The sequence below is a fragment of the Duganella sp. LjRoot269 genome, from assembly GCF_964254095.1.
GTDB lineage: Bacteria > Pseudomonadota > Gammaproteobacteria > Burkholderiales > Burkholderiaceae_D > Rugamonas > Rugamonas hordei.
In genome coordinates, this window is record NZ_CAXUSL020000001.1 from 4,986,994 (window position 1) to 5,002,336 (window position 15,343).

14 protein-coding genes, 1 tRNA gene and 1 pseudogene are annotated in these 15,343 nt (G+C 58.8%); 5 read left to right on the forward strand and 11 right to left on the reverse strand.

From position 1 onward, the window contains the following. Positions 1 to 177: 177 nt before the first annotated feature. From ACSQ3S_RS22230 to ACSQ3S_RS22260, 7 genes are all read right to left on the reverse strand, one after another. Entirely contained in the window at positions 178 to 1,215 is a 1,038-nt protein-coding gene (locus ACSQ3S_RS22230; RefSeq protein ID WP_436143807.1) for an HAF repeat-containing protein, read from the reverse strand. 207 nt (positions 1,216 to 1,422) lie between these two features. Next, positions 1,423 to 1,926, reverse strand: a complete 504-nt coding sequence (locus ACSQ3S_RS22235) for an SRPBCC family protein (protein ID WP_436143808.1) — start codon at positions 1,924 to 1,926, stop codon at positions 1,423 to 1,425. Next, positions 1,916 to 2,260, reverse strand: a complete 345-nt coding sequence (locus tag ACSQ3S_RS22240) for an ArsR/SmtB family transcription factor (protein WP_436143809.1) — start codon at positions 2,258 to 2,260, stop codon at positions 1,916 to 1,918. Before ACSQ3S_RS22240 ends, ACSQ3S_RS22235 begins: the two co-directional genes overlap by 11 nt. A 146-nt stretch (positions 2,261 to 2,406) precedes the next feature. Continuing rightward, positions 2,407 to 3,477 (reverse strand): S41 family peptidase, encoded by a 1,071-nt coding sequence (locus tag ACSQ3S_RS22245; protein WP_436143810.1) that lies wholly within the window; start codon positions 3,475 to 3,477, stop codon positions 2,407 to 2,409. Positions 3,478 to 3,558: 81 nt separating this feature from the next. Then, positions 3,559 to 4,311, reverse strand: a complete 753-nt coding sequence (locus ACSQ3S_RS22250) for a LytR/AlgR family response regulator transcription factor (protein WP_176651587.1) — start codon at positions 4,309 to 4,311, stop codon at positions 3,559 to 3,561. Then, the gene (locus ACSQ3S_RS22255) at positions 4,311 to 5,642 is read right to left on the reverse strand and encodes a sensor histidine kinase (RefSeq protein WP_176651588.1); all 1,332 of its coding nucleotides are present in this window, start codon (positions 5,640 to 5,642) and stop codon (positions 4,311 to 4,313) included. Before ACSQ3S_RS22255 ends, ACSQ3S_RS22250 begins: the two co-directional genes overlap by 1 nt. 205 nt (positions 5,643 to 5,847) lie before the next feature. Beyond that, positions 5,848 to 6,216: a winged helix-turn-helix transcriptional regulator gene (locus ACSQ3S_RS22260; protein ID WP_176651589.1), complete on the reverse strand. Its 369-nt coding sequence runs from the start codon at positions 6,214 to 6,216 to the stop codon at positions 5,848 to 5,850. Between the two features lie 100 nt (positions 6,217 to 6,316). Between ACSQ3S_RS22260 and ACSQ3S_RS22265 the strand changes: the two genes are divergently transcribed. Then, the gene (locus ACSQ3S_RS22265; protein ID WP_436143811.1) at positions 6,317 to 7,432 is read left to right on the forward strand and encodes an NADH:flavin oxidoreductase; all 1,116 of its coding nucleotides are present in this window, start codon (positions 6,317 to 6,319) and stop codon (positions 7,430 to 7,432) included. Between the two features lie 181 nt (positions 7,433 to 7,613). Here the strand turns inward: ACSQ3S_RS22265 and ACSQ3S_RS22270 are convergent, their stop codons facing one another. Next, on the reverse strand, positions 7,614 to 8,486 hold the full coding sequence (locus ACSQ3S_RS22270; protein WP_436143812.1) for an NmrA family NAD(P)-binding protein: 873 nt from the start codon (positions 8,484 to 8,486) through the stop codon (positions 7,614 to 7,616). A 93-nt stretch (positions 8,487 to 8,579) separates the two neighbouring features. Next, entirely contained in the window at positions 8,580 to 9,002 is a 423-nt protein-coding gene (locus ACSQ3S_RS22275) for a DoxX family protein (RefSeq protein WP_436143813.1), read from the reverse strand. 124 nt (positions 9,003 to 9,126) lie between these two features. Here ACSQ3S_RS22275 and ACSQ3S_RS22280 point away from each other — a divergent pair, with 124 nt between their 5' ends. Then, positions 9,127 to 10,032: a LysR family transcriptional regulator gene (locus ACSQ3S_RS22280; RefSeq protein WP_353403076.1), complete on the forward strand. Its 906-nt coding sequence runs from the start codon at positions 9,127 to 9,129 to the stop codon at positions 10,030 to 10,032. A gap of 250 nt (positions 10,033 to 10,282) precedes the next feature. Here ACSQ3S_RS22280 and ACSQ3S_RS22285 read toward each other — a convergent pair. Further along, a tRNA-Gly gene (locus ACSQ3S_RS22285) sits at positions 10,283 to 10,358 on the reverse strand. Between the two features lie 266 nt (positions 10,359 to 10,624). Between ACSQ3S_RS22285 and ACSQ3S_RS22290 the strand changes: the two genes are divergently transcribed. Further along, positions 10,625 to 11,338, forward strand: coding sequence for a flavin reductase family protein (locus ACSQ3S_RS22290; RefSeq protein ID WP_436143814.1), 714 nt, complete (start codon positions 10,625 to 10,627; stop codon positions 11,336 to 11,338). Positions 11,339 to 11,464: 126 nt separating this feature from the next. Here ACSQ3S_RS22290 and ACSQ3S_RS22295 read toward each other — a convergent pair. After that, positions 11,465 to 11,626, reverse strand: a pseudogene (locus ACSQ3S_RS22295) (LysR family transcriptional regulator); the annotation flags it as partial. A 407-nt stretch (positions 11,627 to 12,033) separates the two neighbouring features. Here ACSQ3S_RS22295 and ACSQ3S_RS22300 point away from each other — a divergent pair. Together ACSQ3S_RS22300 and ACSQ3S_RS22305 are read left to right on the forward strand one after the other, a co-directional pair. Continuing rightward, positions 12,034 to 13,593, forward strand: a complete 1,560-nt coding sequence (locus ACSQ3S_RS22300; RefSeq protein ID WP_436143815.1) for a glycoside hydrolase family 43 protein — start codon at positions 12,034 to 12,036, stop codon at positions 13,591 to 13,593. Positions 13,594 to 13,805: 212 nt separating this feature from the next. Then, positions 13,806 to 15,341, forward strand: a complete 1,536-nt coding sequence (locus ACSQ3S_RS22305) for an alpha-N-arabinofuranosidase (RefSeq protein ID WP_436143816.1) — start codon at positions 13,806 to 13,808, stop codon at positions 15,339 to 15,341. Positions 15,342 to 15,343: the final 2 nt, after the last annotated feature.

Below are 15,343 nucleotides of genomic sequence, written 5' to 3' on the forward strand. Positions count from 1 at the left end.
GTGATTATTTTCGATTTGCCGGCATGACAAACGAGCTCTTCGCGGCCGGTACGCTGGTTGGATCATGGGGTAGCATACGTAGGGCCGGACGACGTCACAATTACGAAAATTGGCAAGTGGGGGAATTAAATTTCGCACCTCTCCAATGCAACAGGGGCAGCCACATTGGCTGCCCTGCTATCCGATATAGGTCTGCAGGGTGATGCCGCGATAACGGCGGCGGTACATCACCACGCCGCTTGCCGCCAGCAGCACGACGGCCATCATGCCCAACAAATCCTGGCCGCCGTGGGTGACCACCGCCGGCTGGCTGGAAATCATGGTGGCGGCATTGAACTTGTTGCCGACGCTGCGGGCGCCGATCACCAGCTCCTGGTTGTTGATGGCGTTGACCAGATACAGGCCGTAGCCGCCGCGATGCACGGTCATCTTGCCGTCGCGGTAGACGAAGGACCGGCGCTCGTCGCCGACGCGGATGCTGCCGACTACATGGCCGGCTTGGTTGACGGCGGTGGCGAAACTGTCGCCGTAGCCAATGAGCGCGCCGAGGTCGACCATCTTGCCCTTGTTCCACATGAACGCGTGCCAGCGGCGATCGGGCGTTTCCGACGCGCCGACTACCACGCCGTCATCGTTGACGGCGGTGGCGCTGCTGATCCGTCCACCGAGCGTCCCAAGATCCTGCATGGCGCCGCCGGGGGCGGTCAGGAAAGCGTGGCGGTAGCCATCCCCCCGCGCCGCCGTACCGACCACGGCGCCTTGATTATTGATGCCGGCCGCATAGCTGATCTTGCCACCCAGCGTGCCGAGGTCGCGCAACTGGCCGTCCTCGCCGCTGACGAAGGCGCGGTAATAGCCGTCGCTGGTGTCTGAAAAGCCGGCCACCTGGCCGGTGTTGTTGATGGCCGCGCCGTAGCTGCTGTTGCCACCGAGCGTGCCGACGTCCTGCATGCGTTCGCCATGATGGACTACGAAAGCGCGCCAGTAGCCGGCGCTGTTCTGCGCCGTGCCGACCACGTCGCCGTTGGCGTTGAGGCCCTTGGTGACGCCTTCGCTGCCGCCCAGCGTACCCAGCTCGACCGGGCGCTTGTCATACAGGATGGCGCGCTGGTGGCCGTCCTCATCTTCAATGATGCCGGCCATCTGGCCCCGCGCGTTGATATCGACGGCGACGCTGGTTTCGGTGCCGCGCGCGCCCAGAGTCAGATCCTGCATGGTGCCTCCTTGGTGGTTAGTCAAGAAGGGAACTGCAAATCCCGTGCCACGGCTGGTTATGGCGTGGGCGCAGGCAAAGTGTGCGGAAATGAACGTCTACGCTGTTCGTTTCCGGACATTCGTGACGGGTCGCAGGCCAGGCCTATCGCGGTGAGGCGCCATTCACCTGGATGGACGGGCTGATCCGATCATCAGCCCGTTCATTATTCACGCATCCAGCGTCAGCAACAGCTCATCCAGGCGCTCGAGCGTGGACGCCATGCCCTCTTTCATGCCCATATCGATGACTTTTTGCACGTCTTCCGGCGAGTTGTAATGCACGACCGTGGTGACCAGCGTATGTTCTCTCAGGTCCGAAAAGGTCACGTCCCAACGCGAACGCGGCATGTCGGCATTGACGACACCGGTTTCATCCGTAAAGCCATCAAGGGTCGCATAGCTGTCGATCGGGCGGATGGCCAGGTAGTCCACGCGACTCCAGTAAGCCTGACCATCGGGCGTGACCATGGCGTAGTGCCAGTAGCCGCCCTCCTTGAATTCCATATGTTTGGTCTTGGTGCTCAGAGGCTTGGGCGCAAACCAACGGTCGAGCAAAGCGCTCTGCGTATGGCAATCCCAGACCAACTGGCGTGGGCCAGCGAATTCCCGCGCCACGGTGAGGGTGCTCTTTTCCTTGTTGACCACAAAATCGAATTGAAGCTTAGCTGCCATTGTCGTCTCCTTGCAGTTGTTCCAAAAGTTTGTCCAGGTTTTCGTATCGGTTGCTCCAGAGCGCGCGCTGCTCCTCGAACCAGCGCTCGGCTGCGGCGAACTTGTCCCGCTCGAGCGTGCAGGTCCGCACCCGCCCGCTCTTGCTGCTGCTTACCAGCCCGGTCTCTTCCAGTACCCGCATGTGCTTCATGAACGACGGCAGCGCCATGTCGAAGGGCTCCGACAATTCACTGACAGTCGCCGGGCCCGCGCCCAGCCGGTGCACCACGGCCCGGCGCGTCGGGTCCGACAAAGCGTGGAAGATCGCGTCCAGCGCAACTCGATAGTTATCCATATGGCTAACTATACACGCAAAAAAAATTGAACGCAACAACTCACACCAAACGGCCTTCCAATAGCGGAGCAAGCATCCGCGCCTTTGACCAGAGGCGGATGCTGATTTCCGAGCCGGATTTCCTTGTCTAACTGGTCAGTGGAAATTTACAAAGCCGTCTCCAACTCGGCGAGCTTTTTTTCAAGCATAGCCCGCTCCTTCGGGTTGTTGATTTTTGGCAGCACCTGACGCAGTGCCAGTGCATTTGCTTTAGTCAGAGCCTTATCCGCGGCGGCGACAACATCAGGTTTAACTCCAGTACCTTCCCAATCGCTTTTTGTGATCAAGTTGATCGAGCGTCCTACCGGTATCACGGCGACCAGGTTCGGATCGATACGGAACGGTTGGATCGGATGCGCACCGCCTCCGGTTGTTTCACCAACTACAGTGATGCGCTTGATAGCTTGGAGGTTGTACGTAAAATCTTCGGCTGCGGAGAAAGTTTCGCCGCTGGTTAATACATAGACAGGCTTGTCTGCGCCAAAGCGCGCTCCTGAAACGGTGGGATCGCTCCAGAAAGAATGGGTTTCATTATCAGCCCGAAAATATATATCCGACAGATGGACCTTCTTATCGCCAAGCAGGTAACTTGCCACATGCGCCACCATGCGCGGGTCACCGCCACGGTTTTCGCGCAGGTCAATGATCATCGCGTTGCCATTGGCTGTCAAATTCATCGCGGCTGTAGCGGCCGCCTTCCCGATGTCCGCTTCAAAGAATCCGTTGAACTTGACGTACATAATATTGCCGGGCAGGCGCTCTACCTTTTCAAAGGAGAAATTCAAGTATTGCCCCACTTCGGTCATACGCTGTCGAACCTCGGCAGGCACGGCTTGATTGAGAGAGGGGCGGGGCCGATCAGGTTGCGCATTTGGGACGTAGCGGATGCTCAGGTGTTTGTCCGGGTGGGAAGCTTGGATATGGGTCGTCAGCAAGTCTGCGAATTCCGCATCCGTCGCAGCTTTCTCGTAGTCGCCCTTGAGCAAATGATCGCGGACGGCGGCGGCCATCTTGTTGCCTTCGTCAGCGTAAATGTATTTGTCGGACAGGCGTTGGGCTAGTAGGTCGACGGCAGCGGCCTTGTCTGCTGCGCTCAACGGCCGGGCCTGTTGCGCGGCTGCGGCAGGCCCCTGTTCTTGTGCGCCTGCGGTGGGGAGGGCGATGATGCAAAGGGTCATGACTGCTGCGGGAACGAGGTATCGCATAGTAGGTCTTGGCTCCATAAAAAAAATAAATCACAAGGCGCAAACGCAGGCCAGCTACATCTGGCGGAACTGCCTGGTAAACGCTTCACTAACGGTCAATCGCTCGGTTCGGCCTTTCAGGATCACCTCCAGGCCGGCGCCGCCGCGCCCCCCGTCGTCACCGCGTTCGATCCGGTCGACAGCCTGAAGGTTGACGATGGCGCTGCGGTGGATTTGCGCGAACAGCTGCGGGTCCAGCTGCTCGATCAGGGACTTCAGAGGCAGCCGAATCAGCGCATCGCCTTTCTCCGTCACCACCCGTGTGTACTTTCCGTCCGACTGGAAGTACAGCACTTCGCTCACCATCACCAGCCGCACCGTATTGCCGCTCGAAGCCTTGATCCACTTGAGGTACACCGGCGCGCTCTCCTGCTCGAACAGCTTTTCCCACACGGCCGGCGGCGGGCTTGCGACCGCGCGCGACTTCAGGCGGCGGATCGTCTGCAACAGGCGTGCGGTCGTCAAAGGCTTGACCAGGTAGTCGGCTGCGCCGGCATCGAAAGCGGCCAGGGCATAGTCCGCGTACGCCGTGACGAACACCACCTGGCAGGACTCGGGTATATGGCGCGCCACCTCCATGCCGTTCAGGCCGGGCATCTGGATGTCCAAGAACACGATGTCCGGTTTCAGTGCATCGATGCAGGCCACCGCGTCGATGCCGTTTTCGGCTTGGCCGGCGATCTGCAGCTCGGGCCACAGAACGCGCAGCTGGTCCGTCAGTTCCGCTCGCAGCAGGGGCTCGTCTTCGACGATCAGGGCGCTCGGCATCAGGCGTGGTTTCCCGCCACAGGCACCGTCAGCACGGCGCGCACGCCTTGTCCGTCGCCGGGCTCCACGCAAAGGCTGGCCTCGCGTCCGTACAGCAGCAGCAGGCGTTCCACGATATTCGCCAGCCCCGTGCCCTGCCCGGCCTGTTCGGTCAAGCCGACGCCGTCGTCGACCACGGACACGCTCAGCAGCTCGCCCTTCCCCTTGCTCTCATACCTTGCGCTGATGGTGATCAGGCCCTGCCGGCTGGCCCGCTCCAACCCGTGTTTGACGGCGTTTTCCACAAGCGAGATCAGCATCGCCGGCGGGAACGGCAGGCTGCGCAATTCCTCGCCCACGTCGACCGCGAAGCGCAGGCGCGTGCCCATGCGGATGCGCATCACCGCCAGGTAGTCGCTAACAAGATCCATTTCTCGCCCCAGGGTCGAGGACACCGAGCGCATATCCGGCAGCGCGTTCTGCAGGTAGCCAACCAGGTGGTCCAGCATGTCCTGCGCGGCCTGCTGGTTGGTGCGGATCAGGTACTTCAGATTGGCCAGCGTATTGAACAGGAAGTGCGGCTCGACCTGGGCCTGCAAGGCCGAGAGGCGCGCCTGCAGCGAGGTGCGTTCCAGCTCGCGTTCACGCCGGGCCGCATCCAGCGCGTTTGCGTGGCGCGTAAGGTGTTGGCTCAGTTGGGCGCACACCATCTCGGCCGCCCTCAGTGACTCGCCCCGCTGGATCGCGAACCAGGCCAGGCCCGGGCGGCAGCGCAGCTCGATGTGGCAGCTGGGACCCAACTCGGACGATACCCTCACCTCGACATGGCGCCCCAGCGCCAACGGGCGCCAGCGGCCCAGCACGATCCGGCCCTTGAAAGGGTCGTGGAAGAACGCCGGCGGGCCGGCGTAGCCGAGCGCCGTGCCGAGCGCCAGTCCCGACAAGGATTCGGTGCACAGGTCAAAAGTGGTATAGGGATTGAACGGCGCATCGATGCGGCGCGTCACCGAGGAAGCCATCCCCTCGGCACACAGCGCCTTGCCCTCCTCGCCCAGCCGGGCAAGAAAGCTGCGGGCGATCCCGCTCGACGTCAGCGCGAGCCAGGCCATCAACGCCAGCACGACGCCGCCGACCATGTAAGGATTCAGCTTGCGGGGCTCGAATTCGCCCGGCGCAGCCGTGCCCAAGTTCAGCCAGAGCGGCAGCAGCGCGATCGCCAGCGACAGGAACAGCAGCGAACCGGCGTTGAAGCGCAGCGCCGACTGCAGCAGGTAGCGGCGCACCAAGCGGCGGTCGTGCTCGACTTCCGGCACGGGAGGAGCGTTGAATGGCAGAAATGCGGGAGAACTCATTAAATTCCTCGTGTTGAACTTGCCCCGCCATTCTAGCGGTTCGGGTACGCGTGTTTTCGCCCATGCGACGAATGCCCGCAAATCGGGCACGAAACCGGCGCCGGCGCGATGAACGCCGCCGACCGAAGCGCTGCGTCAAGCCACGCACAGGTCCGGCGCCGTACCAGGTACCGCCGCTCCAGCCCGCCCCAAGTGTTGGTCAGCCCTAGTCCACGTTGCGTTGATCGAAGACTCGCCGCGCTTCCTCAACCTCGGATAACTTTGTCAACGTCCAGTCGTGCATAACCTTAAACGGTTGCAGCAAAGTGCGACCGAGCGGCGTAATCTCGTACTGCACCGCAATAGGTGACACTGGTATCACATGACGCGACAGCAGCCCGTTTCGCTCCAGCCTGCGCAGGCACTGGGTAAGCGCCTTTTGGGTCACGCCTTCCAGGCGACGCTTGATGGCGTTGAAGCGGACCGGACCGTCTTCAAGCGAGATCAGCACCAGCATCGACCACTTGTCGGAAATCTGATCAAACAGGGTACGGCTCGGGCAATCGGCGGAGAAGCAATCGATACGGTTTTTCATGGTGGTTTCCTTGGCTATACCTAGGCACTTCAAAGTGCCTAATTGACACTAAGTATAATTCATATACCATGCGATTTCCATCCACCATCGAGATCATTTCATGTCCTCTATCGACACCAATGTGCTGTTTCGTCCGCTCACCATCAAATCGCTTACGCTGAAAAACAGAATCGTCATGGCCCCGATGACGCGCACGTTTTCGCCAGGCGGCGTGCCGACGCCCGCCAACGCCGCCTACTACCAGCGCCGCGCGGCCGGCCAGGTGGGCCTGATCCTGTCGGAAGGCACCGTCGTCGACCGGCCCGCCTCCCGCAACGATCCCAACATCCCCTTCTTCCACGGCGAGGCGGCGCTGGCCGGCTGGAAGGGCGTGATCGATGCCGTGCACGGCGCCGGCGGGCGCATGGGGCCGCAACTGTGGCACACCGGTGCCGCCCGGTACAGCGAATGGGAGCCCGAGGCGCCGGTCGAAAGTCCGTCCGGGCTCGACGCGCCCGGCGCAGCGCGCGGCGTCGCCATGAGCGACAGCGCCATCGCCGACACGATCGCCGCCTTCGCCAAGGCGGCCACCGACGCTAAGCGGCTGGGATTCGACACCGTGGAAATCCACGGCGCGCACGGTTACCTGATCGATCAATTCTTCTGGTCCGGCACCAACCTGCGCACCGACCAGTACGGCGGCGCGACCCTCCGGCAGCGCTCGCGTTTCGCCAGGGAGATCGTGGCGGCGGTGCGCAAGGCGGTGGGCCCCGACTTCCCGATCATCCTGCGCGTCAGCCAGTGGAAGCAGCAAGACCTCAGCGTGCGGCTGGCCGAGACGCCGGCGGCCATGACGGACTGGCTGCTTCCGCTGGTCGAGGCCGGCGTGGACGTGCTGCATTGCTCGCAGCGCCGTTTCTGGGAACCGGAGTTTCCCGAGATCGACGGCGAGAACGGTCTCAATTGCGCCGGCTGGGCCAAGAAACTGACCGGCGCGACCACCATCAGCGTGGGATCGGTGGGGCTCGACGGCGATGTTCTGAACGCGTTTTCCGGCAAGGGCTCCGGCATCATGAGCCTGGACCGGCTGATCGAACGCATGGCTCGCGATGAGTTTGATCTGATCGCTGTGGGTCGAGCCTTGATCAGTGATCCCAACTGGACTGCGAAGATCCAGGGTAACAATTACGAAAGCCTGAAGGGATTTGACGCCGCCTCACTGGCCGAGCTCGTTTAAGTCTCCTCAAGGGCGGAGCCGGAATACCGCCTCCGCCCTCAGATGACCAGCCTACTTGGGCGATGAGCGCGTCGGCTTCGAGGTACTGAAAAGACTGAGTTATCAACACAAGGTCGTCCCCGCTCCGAAAGGGAAAAGCCATTGCCTCGGTCTGACGGCGTCCCGCCTTCCACATCGTGGTTCAAGCCGTCTTGGCTTTCTGGGCCGCCGCGAAGACGTCACGTGCGGACGTTGTGCCCGCTAAGTGCTCCGTACCCTCGACGCCGAGTTCCATCCATCCTGCATTGACGGCCTCGAACATTTCTTCAGCAGGTCCGGTGCGCCCCTTCGGAATGCCAAATTGCTCGAAAGCTTCCGCCCATCCCACACGCGGGACTGCAAAGGCTTTCACATCAAGATTCAGGACTTCCCCCAATTGCTCCGCCACTTCATCTGCGCTGACCATCGAACCGAGCTCGACGACGCGCTGCCCTGACCACACCGGCCCGGTCAAAAGGTTGGCGACCTCCGCGCCGATATCGTTCGTCGCAACCATGGTCGATTTTCGGTTTGTCGGATTGTAGTAGACCGGTAGCGTTCCGCCTTGGGCGACCTGCAAACCGTAGAGGAAATTCTCATAGAATCCACCGGCGCGTACAAATGCGATTGGTGAAGTCAGGTCGCGAAAACCTTGCTCCAGAAGCGCCAAGGCCGTGATCATCCCAAGTCCACTGATCCTGTTCGCACCCATCGACGAAAGCGCTACCACCCTTGGCGGCGCGGCCTTAGTGAGCGCCTCGACATAGCTCGCAATCACGCCCTTGGCCTCGTTGTAATCGGGCGAGGGAGCCCAGACCGCCGGCAACATGACAAACGCGCCTTCGACGCCTTTGAGCGCCTGCTCGGTGGCTGCCGAATCATTCCAATTACCCTCAACCAGTTCCACGCCCCGGCTCGCCCAGCCTGATGCTTTCTCGCGATCGCGGACCAGTGCGCGTACTTCTTTTCCTTGCGCCAACAGATGTTCCGCTGTTGCGCCGCCTACTTTTCCCGTGATTCCCATTACTAAAAACATGCGCTTCTCCTGATATTGAAGAGGCAGAGCACTGCCCCGGTTGCTAAAAAAAATGCGTTTTCTTCTGAAGGACAAAACATCGTCCCTGTTGATTCAACCTCGGAGCGGCAGAATGGCCCGGATACGGGGATCGCGCGCGTAGAGGCCACCCCATGCCATCGCGCCCAGAAGTAGGGAAATGATTTCCGGCGGTGACCCCAACTCGCCAATGCGGACGTGGGCGCAGATAGCACCGCCCAAAAAGCCAGTCAATAGGATTGAGCCGAGGACGGCGGTGGCCGGGATGGCGTAAAGGATGGCGCAAGCAAGTATGATCGGACCCACGACGTGGGTTGAGTTCATCGCGAACCCGGTTTCCTGCAACATACTCGCGATCTGCGCCGGCGCGAAAAGCTGGATAGTGGCGTCTGCCAACAGAGCGATAACGACAACCGCGCTCATTATCCGGCCGGCCCAACGGGCGCGATGCAAAGTCAAGGTTTCAGGCGCCCGATGTAGGTTCATAGTTTCAGCCATTTGTCATTTCTCCGATGGGGAATCTCAATATTCGGAGCATACTGTGTCCCTCAGGCGTGATAAACGCCCATGAAATGAACTCACTGTTCTCTTTATACTGATCAATGCCCTACCGAGGCACGAAATGCAAAATCTCGAACCCATCCTCATTTTCATAACGGTAGCGGAAATGGGGAGCTTCACCCACGCAGCCGATAGTCTGGGCATTCAAAAGGGACGAGCCTCAACGGCGGTCCGAAAGCTGGAGGAAGATATCGGTGTCAGGCTTCTGCACCGGACGACGCGTAGCGTGCAGTTGACAGAAGACGGACGGGTATTTCATGCACGTGCACGCGATCTGCTTGCTGAAGTCGATGATCTGCACTCAATGTTCGCAAGCGATCGAGTTGCGCTTCGCGGGCGCTTACGCGTTGATCTGCCGAGTGAACTGGCGCGCACTACTATCGTGCCGGCCTTGCCGACCTTCATGGAGGCCTATCCCGAGTTGGAGCTGGAGGTATCGAGCACGGATCGCCAAGTTGATCTGGTTCAAGAGGGGTTTGACTGTGTATTGCGACTTGGTCCTATCGGGGACGAGACACTGATTGCCCGCCCGCTGGGCAAGTTACGCATGGTCAACGCCGCCAGTCCTGCCTACCTGGCGCGCCACGGCGTTCCTCGATCACTAGAAGATCTGCAGCTCCAGGAGCATCGGGCAATCCATTTCGCGAGGACGCTCGGCGCTAAACCTTATGGGTGGGAGTACCCGCACGGCGACGGCTACGCAAGGCTTCAGTTGCGGGGTACGCTGCACGTCAACAGCGTGCAGTCCTACGAAGCAGCCGGCATCGCCGGCCTTGGCCTGATTCAGGCACCACTGTTGGCGATCGGCCGGTACTTCGAGAGTGGATCATTGATAGAGCTTCTACCAGATTTTCAGCACAAGCCGCTCGACGTCTCCCTGGTCGTAGCGCATCGGCGCAACTTGTCGCGCCGAGTCCGCGCATTCATGAAATGGATCGAAAACGTGCTCGCACCCTATCTGGAATAGCGAAACGAACCGCTCGCCCTTGCGTCATCTGCGGCAAGGGACGTCCCGCCACCACCAAGCATACGAAAAGGCAGCAAGACTAGCCGCATCAACCAGTATGTCGTCACTTTGGCGTCCATGGCCAACGCATGCGGTTGCACGGACGTTTCCCCACAACCTCGGGCGCAAACGGTCCAAGAAGCCTCCGCTCGCCATCCACCGCCGCCGCAAACGCAAAAAGGGCAGCCTCATCGGCTGCCCTTCTACATATTGGAGCGGGAGAAGAGTCTCGAACTCTCGACCTCAACCTTGGCAAGGTTGCGCTCTACCAACTGAGCTACTCCCGCGTGGAGTTCAAATTGTCTGGAGGCGAGGATCGGAGTCGAACCGACCTAGACGGCTTTGCAGGCCGTATTCGACCTATATAAATCAATGACTTAGGGCTATACCACAATTTTTGCCACACCAGTCCGGCACTTTAAACAGTTTTGATCGCCATTAAGACTCAGCGATAAATTCGATTTCGAATGCAAAAGCAAGTAACGGATGGTCGGGAAGTTGAAATAACCGCACTCTGGATGGCATTGAAATCTCCGGAGTCAGAAAAATGCCTATGCACAAAGTCATTGAACCAGCTATTCATTATTGGGGCACGCCGGTCGTATTGATCAGCACTTTGAATCAGGATAATTCGCCCAACCTGGCGCCGATGTCATCGGCGTGGTGGCTAGGCTGGAGTTGTATGCTGGGCCTCGATGCCAGCTCGAAGACCGTCGAAAATTTAAAGCGCAGCGGCGAATGCGTTCTTAATCTTGCTGCGGTCGAGAACGTCGGCGCAGTCGACCGGCTGGCAATGTTGACTGGCAGCGTATCGATTCCACTCCACAAGAAACTGTTGGGTTACCGCCATGTCGCCGATAAATTCGGTGCTGCCGGATTGACGCCCAAAGCTTCGCAGCGTGTCGCGCCGCCCCGTGCCAATGAATGCCCGGTTCACTTGGAAGCGGTGGTCGAAAATATCCAGCCGTTTGCCAAAAATGATCCACGCATGACTGTTCCAGCCTGCATGATCGAACTAAGGATCGTACAAGTCCACGCTGACTCTCGCATTCTCGCCGGCCCTGATTCCGACAAGATCGATCCTGACAAGTGGCACCCGCTAATGATGAGCTTTCGCCAGTTCTATGGCATTGACGAGCAGGTGCATCCTTCGCGACTTGGCAAGGGGCCGGAGGAGGCTTATGCCCCTTGGAAGATGTCAGGCTTGAAGGGTGTGGCAGGAAAAGTGTTAAGTAAATGGGCGAAACACAAATATGGAGGAACCTGATTATATTCGACTGGCAGAAGGCCCCAGGATCTTTCTTTTTGAACAGGGTTTTGCCCGCTGTCCAACTTTCGGGATTCAGTTCAACATCAGCTGCCCTTCTACAATAATGGAGCGGGAGAAGAGTCACTACCCTGCTACGTATGTGGCCAGTTCGTCTGGGGTTCCCATAGGAAAAGCCTCTCTCAAATAACTGAGGAAGGCGGAGACACGAGCGCTCAACAGCCGCCGTGACCGATATAGAGCCCATAGCGCGGTATCGGGGCCGTCGATATGGCCCCAGGATACCAATGCGCGCAGCCTCGCTTTTATTGCTACCTCGGTCTGCGCGGCTGGCTTAATATCACGGGCAATAACGGCGACACCACCTCTACGGATCTCGCTGAATTCGGACTGTTCGCTGCCAAGCCTCAGTAAGCTCAAGCCGGCTTGCTTCGCCGGCCGAAAGAAAAATGACTCCCAGCATTGGTGATTTTGAAAATTGCGGCGCACACGAGGAACGCGCAGAATGCAGCTCGTCCGTTGGAAACCATGGCGCGGCCGGCTCGAACCGGTCGTGCTTCACATTGCGAGATGCAAATGCGTACTCTGACAAAATCTCCGGCGATCAAGACCAGGGGACTTCGTTCGGCCCGCCCCCTGGCCATGGTCCTGCTGCCGGCACCTCCCGTGACCGGTGAAATTTGCAAATAACCGCCATGAAAAAAATATTTAAGCTCATTTTCGCCTGTCTGCTCTTGCCAGTTTCCGACGCTGCTTTGTCGCAAGCTCAAAATCCATTAATTTTTGCCGATGTGCCGGACATGGCCATGATCAGGGTCGGTGAAAATTATTATATGAGCAGTACGACCATGCACATGAACCCAGGTCTGCCCATTATGAAATCCGCGGATCTCGTCAATTGGAAAATTATCAATTATGCCTATGATATGCTGGCTGACACACCGGAGTTGAATTTAACAGATGGCAAAAATACATACAGCAAGGGTACCTGGGCCAGCAGTCTGCGCTTCCATCAAGGCATATACTACGTAAGCACTTTTTCTCAAACCACGGGCGAAACCTATATTTTTAAAACCAAAGATATAGAAAAAGGCAACTGGGAAAAAGCTTCTTTCAAACCGGCCTATCATGACTCTTCCCTGTTTTTTGATGATGATGGCAAGACCTATTTGATTCATAACGCACATACGCTCAAGATTGTGGAATTGAACGATGATCTGACCGGCGTCAGGCCAGGCGTTCCGGAGAAGATCTTCATCGAAAACGCCAGCGCGCCGGCAGGCGAGATAATGAGCCTTGGCGCTGAAGGATCTCAATTATTCAAGGTAAAAGGAAAATATTATTTATTCAATATTTGCGCGCCAACGGGCAAGGGGCGGACCGTGGTGATACATCGGGCCGATAGTATCAACGGCCCGTGGGAAGGAAGAGTTGCACTGCAGGATAGAGGAATTGCCCAAGGCGGACTGATCGACACCCCAGACGGGCGCTGGTTCGCCTATCTTTTCCGCGACTATGGTTCTGTTGGCCGCATTCCTTATCTGGTACCGGTCAAGTGGGAAGACGGCTGGCCCATCCTGGGAGAAAATGGGATGGCTCCGGACAAGCTGGACCTGCCGGCCAGTACAGGTCTGATTCCAAACTTGGTTGCCTCTGATGAATTCGATCGCAAGAACGGACAGGCAGCGTTGCCGCTGGTTTGGCAATGGAATCATAATCCGGATAACAAGCTTTGGTCAGTACACGAAAGAAAGGGATATCTCCGGCTAAAAACAGGCAGGATCGACACCTCCTTTGTGCAGGCAAGAAATACACTGACGCAACGCACCATAGGCCCGGCGAGCACAGGCTCCACCTTGTTGGATGTTTCCAAAATGAAGGAAGGCGATTTCGCGGGCTTAAGCGCCTTTCAAAAAAACTTTGGACAAGTTGGCGTCAAGGTCGAGAACGGCAAAAAATGGATAGTCATGGTCAATGCCGGCTCGGATCAACCTGTCGAAGTACAGCAAGTTCCTTTATCACAAAACCACGTATATTTGAAGATCGATTGTGATTTCACCGATACAAGAGACGTAGCCACCTTTGCATACAGCCTGGATGGAAAAGCATGGAGTCCGATTGGCGATACATTGAAAATGACCTACGCCATCCCGCATTTTATGGGATATCGTTTTGGCTTGTTCAACTACGCCACCAAAAATACTGGCGGTTATGTGGATTTCGACTGGTTCAGGATTAAATATAAGAACAAATGATAAGCCTCCGGATGGGATCAGGCTCAGTGCTCGGAACGAGCCGGCTCAGACTGAATGGTTGGGATGAGGCGGTTCAAACGAGTGATTCTGGAGGGAGGCGCTGTCGGCGGGCGGCTCCTGTTGCCGCTGCCGGGCGGCAAGGATCAGGAATGACTTCGGCGCGCAGCCAAATTCTTCCTTGAAAACAACAAAGTCTGGAGTCCCTTCCCCGTATGAACGTCATCAAACACAGCCTCGCCGTTCTCGGCATGATCGCGGCACCTGCTTTTTCCGCCAGCGAGGTCAGCGTCAGCATCGACGCCGGTAAGCCCGGCCCAGTCATCAATAAGAACGTGTACGGCCAGTTTGCCGAACATCTCGGCACCGGCGTCTACGGAGGTATGTATGTCGGCCCGAAGTCGAACATCTCCAACACCAGGGGCTGGCGCAATGACGTCGTCGGCGCGCTCAAGCAATTGCATGTGCCGCTGGTGCGCTGGCCGGGCGGCTGCTTCGCCGACACATACCATTGGCGCGATGGCATAGGCCCGCAGGACCAGCGTCCGAGCAACCGCAACGGGGACAACGTGGACGAGATCAACGCCGTCGGCACCCACGAATTCTTCGATCTGATCGACATGCTGGGCGCCGAGGCCTACGTCAACGGCAACGTCGGTACCGGCAGCGTGCAGGAGATGTCCGACTGGGTCGAGTACATGACTGCGGACGGCGGCTCTCCCCTGGCCAGGCTGCGCGCTCAGAATGGGCACGCAAAGCCGTTCAAAGTCGCCTACTTCGGCATCGGCAATGAGTTGTGGGGCTGCGGCGGCAACGTCAAGCCCGAGTACTACGCGAACCTGTACAGGATGCACGAGAACTTCCTGCGGGCGCCCGACCAGTCCAGGCCGAAAATGATCGCCAGCGGCGGCAGCGGCTTCGACACCTCGTGGACCGACGTCCTGAGCAAGGAACTGAAGGGTCACACGGTGGGCATCAGCGTCCACCAGTACACCATCCCGGGCGGCAGTTGGGAGGTCAAGGGCGAAGCCCTCGGCTTCAAGGAGGACGAGTGGATCTCGACCCTGGCCAATACCTTAAAAATGGATCAGCTGGTCAACGATCACGTGGCCGTGCTGGACAAGAACGATCCCGACAAGAAGATCGGGCTGATGGTCGACGAGTGGGGCACCTGGTACGACGAGAGAGGCGCCAGAAGCGCTCTGTACCAGCAGAACTCCCTGCGCGACGCGCTGGTGGCGGGGCTCAATTTCAACATCTTCCATGCGCATGCGGAGCGGGTCCCCCTGACCACCATCGCCCAGGTGGTCAACGTGCTGCAGGCGATGATCCTGACCGACAAGGAGAAGATGGTCCTGACCCCGACCTACTACGCGTTCCAGATGTATGTGCCGTTCCAGGACGCCAAGTCGTTGCCGCTGGCAATCAAGGACAACACCAGCTACACCCTGGGCGAGGTGACCATTCCCGGCGTGAGCGCTTCGGCGGCACGCGCCAAGGACGGCAAGGTGTACCTGGCGCTGGTCAACACCGATCCGTCGAAGGCGGTCGAAGTCGCCGTCAACGTCGCCGGCACGAAGGTAAAAGGTGCGGCCGGCAAGGTACTGACCTCCGACACGATAGATGCGCACAACACCTTCCAGAACCCGCAAACCATCAAGCCGGCGGCGTTCAGCGCGCGCGCCGCAGGCGGCAAGCTGTCGATCAAGGTGCCTGCCAAGGCCGTGATGGTAGTCTCGTTGGAGGAATAAAC

What these genes read in the sequence shown, in the direction of transcription:
- ACSQ3S_RS22230 (WP_436143807.1), bottom strand. Translation starts at nt 1,215, where the DNA reads ATGCAGGATCTGACTCTGGGCGCGCGCGGCACCGAAACCAGCGTCGCC.
- ACSQ3S_RS22235 (WP_436143808.1), bottom strand. Translation starts at nt 1,926, where the DNA reads ATGGCAGCTAAGCTTCAATTCGATTTTGTGGTCAACAAGGAAAAGAGC.
- ACSQ3S_RS22240 (WP_436143809.1), bottom strand. Translation starts at nt 2,260, where the DNA reads ATGGATAACTATCGAGTTGCGCTGGACGCGATCTTCCACGCTTTGTCG.
- ACSQ3S_RS22245 (WP_436143810.1), bottom strand. Translation starts at nt 3,477, where the DNA reads ATGACCCTTTGCATCATCGCCCTCCCCACCGCAGGCGCACAAGAACAG.
- ACSQ3S_RS22250 (WP_176651587.1), bottom strand. Translation starts at nt 4,311, where the DNA reads ATGCCGAGCGCCCTGATCGTCGAAGACGAGCCCCTGCTGCGAGCGGAA.
- ACSQ3S_RS22255 (WP_176651588.1), bottom strand. Translation starts at nt 5,642, where the DNA reads ATGAGTTCTCCCGCATTTCTGCCATTCAACGCTCCTCCCGTGCCGGAA.
- ACSQ3S_RS22260 (WP_176651589.1), bottom strand. Translation starts at nt 6,216, where the DNA reads ATGAAAAACCGTATCGATTGCTTCTCCGCCGATTGCCCGAGCCGTACC.
- ACSQ3S_RS22265 (WP_436143811.1), top strand. Translation starts at nt 6,317, where the DNA reads ATGTCCTCTATCGACACCAATGTGCTGTTTCGTCCGCTCACCATCAAA.
- ACSQ3S_RS22270 (WP_436143812.1), bottom strand. Translation starts at nt 8,486, where the DNA reads ATGTTTTTAGTAATGGGAATCACGGGAAAAGTAGGCGGCGCAACAGCG.
- ACSQ3S_RS22275 (WP_436143813.1), bottom strand. Translation starts at nt 9,002, where the DNA reads ATGGCTGAAACTATGAACCTACATCGGGCGCCTGAAACCTTGACTTTG.
- ACSQ3S_RS22280 (WP_353403076.1), top strand. Translation starts at nt 9,127, where the DNA reads ATGCAAAATCTCGAACCCATCCTCATTTTCATAACGGTAGCGGAAATG.
- ACSQ3S_RS22290 (WP_436143814.1), top strand. Translation starts at nt 10,625, where the DNA reads ATGCACAAAGTCATTGAACCAGCTATTCATTATTGGGGCACGCCGGTC.
- ACSQ3S_RS22300 (WP_436143815.1), top strand. Translation starts at nt 12,034, where the DNA reads ATGAAAAAAATATTTAAGCTCATTTTCGCCTGTCTGCTCTTGCCAGTT.
- ACSQ3S_RS22305 (WP_436143816.1), top strand. Translation starts at nt 13,806, where the DNA reads ATGAACGTCATCAAACACAGCCTCGCCGTTCTCGGCATGATCGCGGCA.